The organism is Sphingomonas yabuuchiae (assembly GCF_001477495.1).
GTDB classification, from domain to species: domain Bacteria; phylum Pseudomonadota; class Alphaproteobacteria; order Sphingomonadales; family Sphingomonadaceae; genus Sphingomonas; species Sphingomonas yabuuchiae_A.
Map to the genome: position 1 here is coordinate 1 of NZ_LDTF01000124.1, position 5,874 is coordinate 5,874.

Genomic DNA, 5,874 nt, shown 5'->3' on the forward strand with positions numbered 1-5,874 from the left:
CATGACCTAAACGATGCGAGGCATCGTTTACCTGAAACTGGGATGGGGGAGGGAAAGCCACGCGCGATGATCTCTGTGAAACCCCTTCCCTCCCCAACCCCCTCCCGTTTACGGGAGGGGCTTACCGCGCGATGGGTTGGTGATCCCATTCCTCAGTGCTGACGGTAGAAGGTGGCGACAATCACCGCCTTTCTCATCCCCCGACCGCATCCCGCGCGTCTTAGGGATTGCGCGTAATAAAATTGCAGCTAACCTTCCTAATCATTCACCAAACGCCGGGCGTGTCCCTTGTTGGGGCCGCCCTTCCCTCGGGGGGATTGGACATTCATGATTTTCGGGCGCGTTAAGCCTCTGGACGCCATTTTGGCGACCGCCGAGAAGAAGGGGCTGCAACGATCGCTAGGCGCGTTCCAGCTTACCATGCTGGGTATCGGCGCCGTCATCGGTACGGGCATCTTCGTTCTCACCTCCGAAGCCGCGCAGAAGGCGGGGCCGGGGATGATGCTGTCCTTCGTGCTGGCGGGGTTCGTCTGCGCAGTGGCGGCGCTCTGCTATTCCGAGTTGGCCTCGATGGTGCCGGTCGCGGGGTCGGCCTATACCTATACCTATGCGGTCATGGGCGAGTTGCTGGCCTGGATGGTCGGCTGGGCGCTGATCCTGGAATATGCGGTCGGGGCAAGCGCCGTCGCGGTCGGCTGGTCGGGTTATGTGGTGGGGCAGATCCGCAACCTGCTGGGCATCGACATACCGATGGAATGGGTCAACGGCCCCTCGTCGGGCGGCTATGTTAACCTGCCTGCCGTCATCATCTCGCTGCTCGTCACCTGGCTGCTGGTCGTCGGCACCACCGAGAGCGCCCGCGTCAACGCCATCCTGGTCGCGATCAAGGTCGCCGCGCTGACCCTGTTCATCGCGCTGTCGGTGCCGGTGATGAACGGCGCGAATTTCCACCCCTTCATGCCCACCGGCCTGACCGGCGTGGCGGGGGCCGCCGCGTCGATTTTCTTCGCCTATGTCGGCTTCGACGCGGTGTCGACCGCCGCCGAGGAGACCAAGAACCCGCAGCGCAACGTGCCGATCGGCCTGATCGCCTCGCTGCTGTTCTGCACCGTCTTCTACCTGCTGGTCTCGGCGGGGGCGATCGGCTCGCCGCTGGGCGCGCAGCCGGTGCGTGATGCCGCCGGCGTGGTGCTGTCGCCCGGCACGTCGGAACTGACCGCACGCTGTCAGGCGATCGTCGCGGGCGGCGCGGCAGAGCCGCTGTCCTGCTCGAAGGAAGCGCTGGCGCATGTCCTGCGGACCATCGGCTGGGAAAAGATCGGCAATCTGATCGGCCTGGCCGCCACGCTGGCGCTGCCCTCGGTCGTGCTCATGATGATGTTCGGCCAGACCCGCGTGTTCTTCACGATGGCGCGTGACGGCCTGCTGCCCCAGGCCTTCGCCAAGGTCCATCCGAAGTACAAGACGCCGCACGTCGTCACGATCGTGACCGGTCTGGCCGCGACCTTTGCCTCCGCCTTCCTGCCGGTCGGGAAGCTGGCCAACTATTCCAATTCGGGTACGCTCTTCGCCTTCCTGATGGTGGCCGTATCGGTGCTGGTACTGCGCCGTACCGATCCCGATCGCCGCCGCCCGTTCCGCACGCCGCTGGTGTGGATCGTCGCGCCGCTCGCGATCGTCGGCTGCCTGTACCTGTTCCTCTCGCTCGACTGGGGTTCGATCCTCGTCCTGCCGGTATGGGGCGCGATCGGCCTGGTCATCTATTTCGGCTATAGCCGTCGCCGCAGCTATGTCGGACGGGGCATCGTCGACGTGGTTGATGACCCGGCGATGCAGCCGGAGGTCGCCAGGCCGCTCGATCGCTGATCGGCTTTCGATGGACATGGGAAAAGGCCCGGAGGAGCGATCCTCCGGGCCTTTTCTTTGGGCTCCTGCCCCCCTCCCCAAGCACAGCCTGGGGAGGATCGGGTGCTCACTCGCTCCGTTCCACCTGCGCGAAGTCGAAGGCCATGCTATTCCCTCAGAGGCTGGCGGCCAGCGTCTTCAGGTCGACCTGGGGCCGGGCGCCGAAGTGGCTGATGATCTCGGCGGCGCAGGCGGCACCCAGCGTCAGCGAGGCCTTCAGGTCATGGCCATGCGTCTGGCCATAGAGGAAACCCGCCGCGAACAGGTCGCCCGCGCCCGTCGTGTCGACGACCTTGTCGACCGGATGCGCCGGAACCGTCACGCGCTCGTCCCCACGCTGCGCCAAAGCGCCCTTTTCGGCGAGGGTGACGACCAGCGTCTCGACCTTGTCCTTCAGCGAGGCAATGGCGGCCTCGACATCCGCCGTCTCGGTCAGCGCGACGATCTCGGTCTCGTTGGCGAAGATCACGTCGATCATGCCGCCGTCGATCAGCGCATGGAAATCGGCACGGTGGCGGTCGATCACGAACTCGGCCGAGGCGGTGAAGGCGATCTTGCGCCCCGCCGCGCGGGCGACCTCGATGGCGGCGCGCATCGCGGCGCGCGGCTCTTCGGGATCCCAGAGATAACCCTCGATATACAGATAGGCCGCATCGGCGATCAGCGCCTTGTCGAGCGCTTCGGCGGGCAGATAGTGCGAGGCGCCGAGGAAGGTGTTCATGGTCCGCTGCCCATCGGGGCTGACGAAGATCATGCAGCGTGCGGTGGTCGGCTGGCCGGGACGCACCGGCGTGTCGAACTTGACGCCCGCCGCACGGATGTCGTGGCTGAACACCTCGCCCAGCTGATCGTCGGCGACCTGGCCGATGAACGCGGTCTTGCCGCCCAGCGCGGCCATGCCCGCCAGCGTGTTGGCGGCCGACCCGCCCGAAATCTCGCGACCGGGGCCCATCTTGGCATAAAGCGCGTCGGCCTCTTCCGGCGAAAAGACGAGCTGCATCGCGCCCTTGGTCATGCCGTTCTCGGCGATGAAATCGTCTTCCGCCGGGCTGAGAATGTCGACGATGGCATTGCCGATCGCCACCACGTCGTAAGTGGGGTTGGTCAAGGTACGGACTCCGGGAAATAAGCTGTGATGTCGCCGCCCTAGTCAGCGCGCTACCCCCGCGCAAGGGAGCCGCCACGCGGCCCCGTACCGCATTGACTTGCACGTCCCGTCCGCGCCATCGAAGGGCCATGGTCCGCGCCTTTTTCCTGTCGCTCGCCCAGTTGGGCGATCCGGCGATCCGCCGGGTGCTGATCCGTTCGCTGGGCGTGACGCTGGCGATCTTCGCGCTCGCGGGCGTCGCCCTGTGGTACGCCATGCGCGCGGCGCTGACCGGATGGCTGGGCGCGCAGGCGGACGGATGGTCGGCCGCCTTCACCTTCGTCGTCGAACTGCTGGCGCTCTGGCTGGCGTTTCGCGCGGTCGCGATGGCGGTGGTGGGTGTGTTCGCCGACGATATCGTCGCGGCGGTCGAGGCGCGACATTATCCGCAGGCGCTGGCAAGCGGCAGGCCGGTTTCCTTTGCGCGCGGCACCGCCATGGGCCTGGGTTCCGCCGCGCGCGTCATTGCCGTCAATCTGATCCTGCTGCCCCTGTACATCGTGCTGCTCGTAACCGGCATCGGCACGGCCGCGGCGTTCCTGCTGGTCAATGGCTGGCTGTTGTCGCGCGACCTGGGCGACATGGTGGCGGCGCGGCACATGGACCGTGCCGCCATGCGTCGCTGGCGCAAGGCGACCGGGCCTGCGCGCTTCCTGTTGGGGCTTGCCGTCGCCACCCTGTTCGTGGTTCCGGGACTCAATCTGCTCGCGCCCGTCCTGGGGGCGAGCATGGCGACCCATTTCTTTCACAGGAGACAGGTGTGACCCGCCTCATCGCGCTGCCGCTGCTGGGCCTGACATTGCTGGCGGGCTGTACGGTGCCGCAGACCGCCGCGCCGGTGCGCAGCGGCGGCATGGCCCCGGTGCCCGTCCCCTATACCAGCGTCGGGCTGGAGCGGGTGATCGGACAGGACGCCGCCGGGCTGACCAAGCTGTTCGGCACGCCCGATGCCGATGTCCGTGAAGGTGCCGCGCGCAAACTGCAGTTCCAGGGCAGCTTCTGTGTCCTCGATGCCTATCTCTATCCCAAGGACGGGGCCGAGCCGCGTGTCACCTATCTGGACGCGCGCGAGCCCGATGGCAGTTCGATCGACCGGGCGAGCTGCGTCGCGGCGCTGACCCGGCGCGACGGCGGACGCTGATGCGCCCCGACCTGTGGTTCGCCTTTGTCGCGGCGACCCTGGTCATCGGCCTGATCCCCGGCCCCGGCGTCGCGGCGATCCTGGGCTATGCGATCGGATCGGGGCGGCGAACCGCCCTCGCCTCGGTCGGCGGGCTGATGCTCGGCAATCTGGCCGCCTCGACCGCCAGCCTGCTGGGCATGGGCGCCGTGCTGGCGGCCTCGTCCTTTCTGTTCGGGCTGCTCAAATGGGCTGGCGCGGCCTATCTGATCGCGGTCGGCACCCTGGGGCTCTGGCGTGCGCGCCACGCCGATGCGGTGGCGGTTCGCCCGCGCCTGATTTCCCCGCGCGCCGCCTTTCTGGGCAATCTGGGCGTCGGCACCTTCCACCCCAAGACGATCCTGTTCCTCGCCGCCTTCGCACCGCAATTCATCGATCCCCATCGGCCCTATTGGTCGCAGGCCGGGATATTGGTCGCGACGTTCGTGCTGGTGCTGGCGATGACCGACGGTTGCTATGCCTGGGCGGCGTCGAGCGCGGGCGGCCTGTTGCGTTCGCCACGGGCACAGGCCTGGGCACAGCGGGCGGGCGGTGGCGCCCTGATCTTTGCCGGACTGGCCACGGCCGCCATTCGCCGCTGATCCCGATCATTTGGGTCCAGAAACGATCACGCCCCTATCGAGGACTGCGACATTTGTTCCACGCCCTTGGCTAAAAAATGATGCGGTGCGGGAACAAATTTACGCGGCTATGCTTTTGCGCTATCGGGACGATGAACACCACCGCGTCTTGGCGGTCGTTCGCCATGGGAGATTGATTATGATGAAGTTCCTGTCTGCTGTTGCCGCCACGGCCCTGGTTGCTGCTCCGGTCGCCGCTGCGCCGACCAACCCGGCTGCCAGCCTGTCGGTTTCGAAGTCGGTTCGCGCTTCGGCTCCGACCGCCAAGGGCAACAAGCTGGCCGGCGGCGGCATCCTCGCTGCTCTGATCGCTGCTGGCGTCGTCGCCATCGGCGTTGTCGCGATCGTCAAGGACGACAACGCGGACAGCAACTGATCGTCGCGGGCGGGGGCAACCCTGCCCGGACCATCGCCGCTCAGGCGGACGGAAAGGGAGCCGGTTTCGGCTCCCTTTTTTGTGACCCGCTTCAGGCCCCCCATTCGGGACCGTCGGGATCGGGGAAGAAGTCATCCTCCTCTTTCTCGGGCATAGGCTCGACCGCACGGGGGATGGTCGGTGCACCGCCGCCGAAACGCACCCGGATATAGGCCACCGAGCCTTTCAGGCCCTGATAGACCGCCTGCACATCCTCGCCACGCCGCATCCGCGCACCGATCAGCGGCGCCCGTTCGGCGGAGAGATAGCCGACCTGCACGTCGCGTGAACTGAAGACGGCGACCGCATGGGGATCATGCCGGTTGCGCGGCTCGGGCCGCAGGCTGACCGGATCACCGACGGTCGAAGCGAGCAGCTCGAACCGCCGATTGCTTCGCGCCTTGTCCTCATTGGGAAAGTCGATTCCGACCACGGCCAGCGTCAATTCGTCCATGCCGCCTAATTGGTTATGCGACGCCCCTGCGTCCAGAGCCCTCCCATTCATCGGCAATCCGGCTATGGTGCAATCATCCTGTCCCATTCGGAGTGCCCATGTCCCTGGCCGCCCTGGCGATGCTGCTCGCCGCCCAATCCCCCGCCCCCGCCC

7 protein-coding genes are annotated in these 5,874 nt (G+C 66.7%); 5 read left to right on the top strand and 2 right to left on the bottom strand.

Annotation, left to right across the window (positions count from 1 at the left end; translation table 11 throughout):
• Positions 1-327: 327 nt before the first annotated feature.
• Positions 328-1,866, top strand: a complete 1,539-nt coding sequence (locus NS355_RS17360; protein WP_058746826.1) for an amino acid permease — start codon at positions 328-330, stop codon at positions 1,864-1,866.
• Positions 1,867-2,020: 154 nt separating this feature from the next.
• On the opposite strand, the gene NS355_RS17365 is transcribed toward NS355_RS17360, so the two are convergent.
• The gene (locus NS355_RS17365; protein ID WP_058746827.1) at positions 2,021-3,013 is read right to left on the bottom strand and encodes an adenosine kinase; all 993 of its coding nucleotides are present in this window, start codon (positions 3,011-3,013) and stop codon (positions 2,021-2,023) included.
• Between the two features lie 128 nt (positions 3,014-3,141).
• On the opposite strand from NS355_RS17365, the gene NS355_RS17370 reads away from it, so the two are divergent.
• The 4 genes from NS355_RS17370 (at position 3,142) to NS355_RS17385 (ending at position 5,228) form a co-directional block, all read left to right on the top strand.
• On the top strand, positions 3,142-3,816 hold the full coding sequence (locus NS355_RS17370) for an EI24 domain-containing protein (protein WP_058746828.1): 675 nt from the start codon (positions 3,142-3,144) through the stop codon (positions 3,814-3,816).
• Positions 3,813-4,193: a hypothetical protein gene (locus tag NS355_RS17375; protein WP_153008275.1), complete on the top strand. Its 381-nt coding sequence runs from the start codon at positions 3,813-3,815 to the stop codon at positions 4,191-4,193. The genes NS355_RS17370 and NS355_RS17375 overlap by 4 nt, the downstream gene beginning before the upstream one ends.
• The gene (locus NS355_RS17380) at positions 4,193-4,813 is read left to right on the top strand and encodes a LysE family translocator (protein ID WP_058746829.1); all 621 of its coding nucleotides are present in this window, start codon (positions 4,193-4,195) and stop codon (positions 4,811-4,813) included. Before NS355_RS17375 ends, NS355_RS17380 begins: the two co-directional genes overlap by 1 nt.
• Before the next feature lie 178 nt (positions 4,814-4,991).
• Entirely contained in the window at positions 4,992-5,228 is a 237-nt protein-coding gene (locus NS355_RS17385; RefSeq protein WP_058746830.1) for a hypothetical protein, read from the top strand.
• 91 nt (positions 5,229-5,319) lie between these two features.
• Here NS355_RS17385 and NS355_RS17390 read toward each other — a convergent pair whose 3' ends face one another.
• Positions 5,320-5,721 (bottom strand): HIRAN domain-containing protein, encoded by a 402-nt coding sequence (locus tag NS355_RS17390; protein WP_058746831.1) that lies wholly within the window; start codon positions 5,719-5,721, stop codon positions 5,320-5,322.
• Between the last annotated feature and the right edge of the window lie 153 nt (positions 5,722-5,874).

Bases quoted from the DNA above. Each gene is read 5' to 3' on its own strand.
- NS355_RS17360 (WP_058746826.1), top strand. From the start codon at position 328: ATGATTTTCGGGCGCGTTAAGCCTCTGGACGCCATTTTGGCGACCGCC.
- NS355_RS17370 (WP_058746828.1), top strand. From the start codon at position 3,142: ATGGTCCGCGCCTTTTTCCTGTCGCTCGCCCAGTTGGGCGATCCGGCG.
- NS355_RS17380 (WP_058746829.1), top strand. From the start codon at position 4,193: ATGCGCCCCGACCTGTGGTTCGCCTTTGTCGCGGCGACCCTGGTCATC.
- NS355_RS17385 (WP_058746830.1), top strand. From the start codon at position 4,992: ATGATGAAGTTCCTGTCTGCTGTTGCCGCCACGGCCCTGGTTGCTGCT.
- NS355_RS17390 (WP_058746831.1), bottom strand. From the start codon at position 5,721: ATGGACGAATTGACGCTGGCCGTGGTCGGAATCGACTTTCCCAATGAG.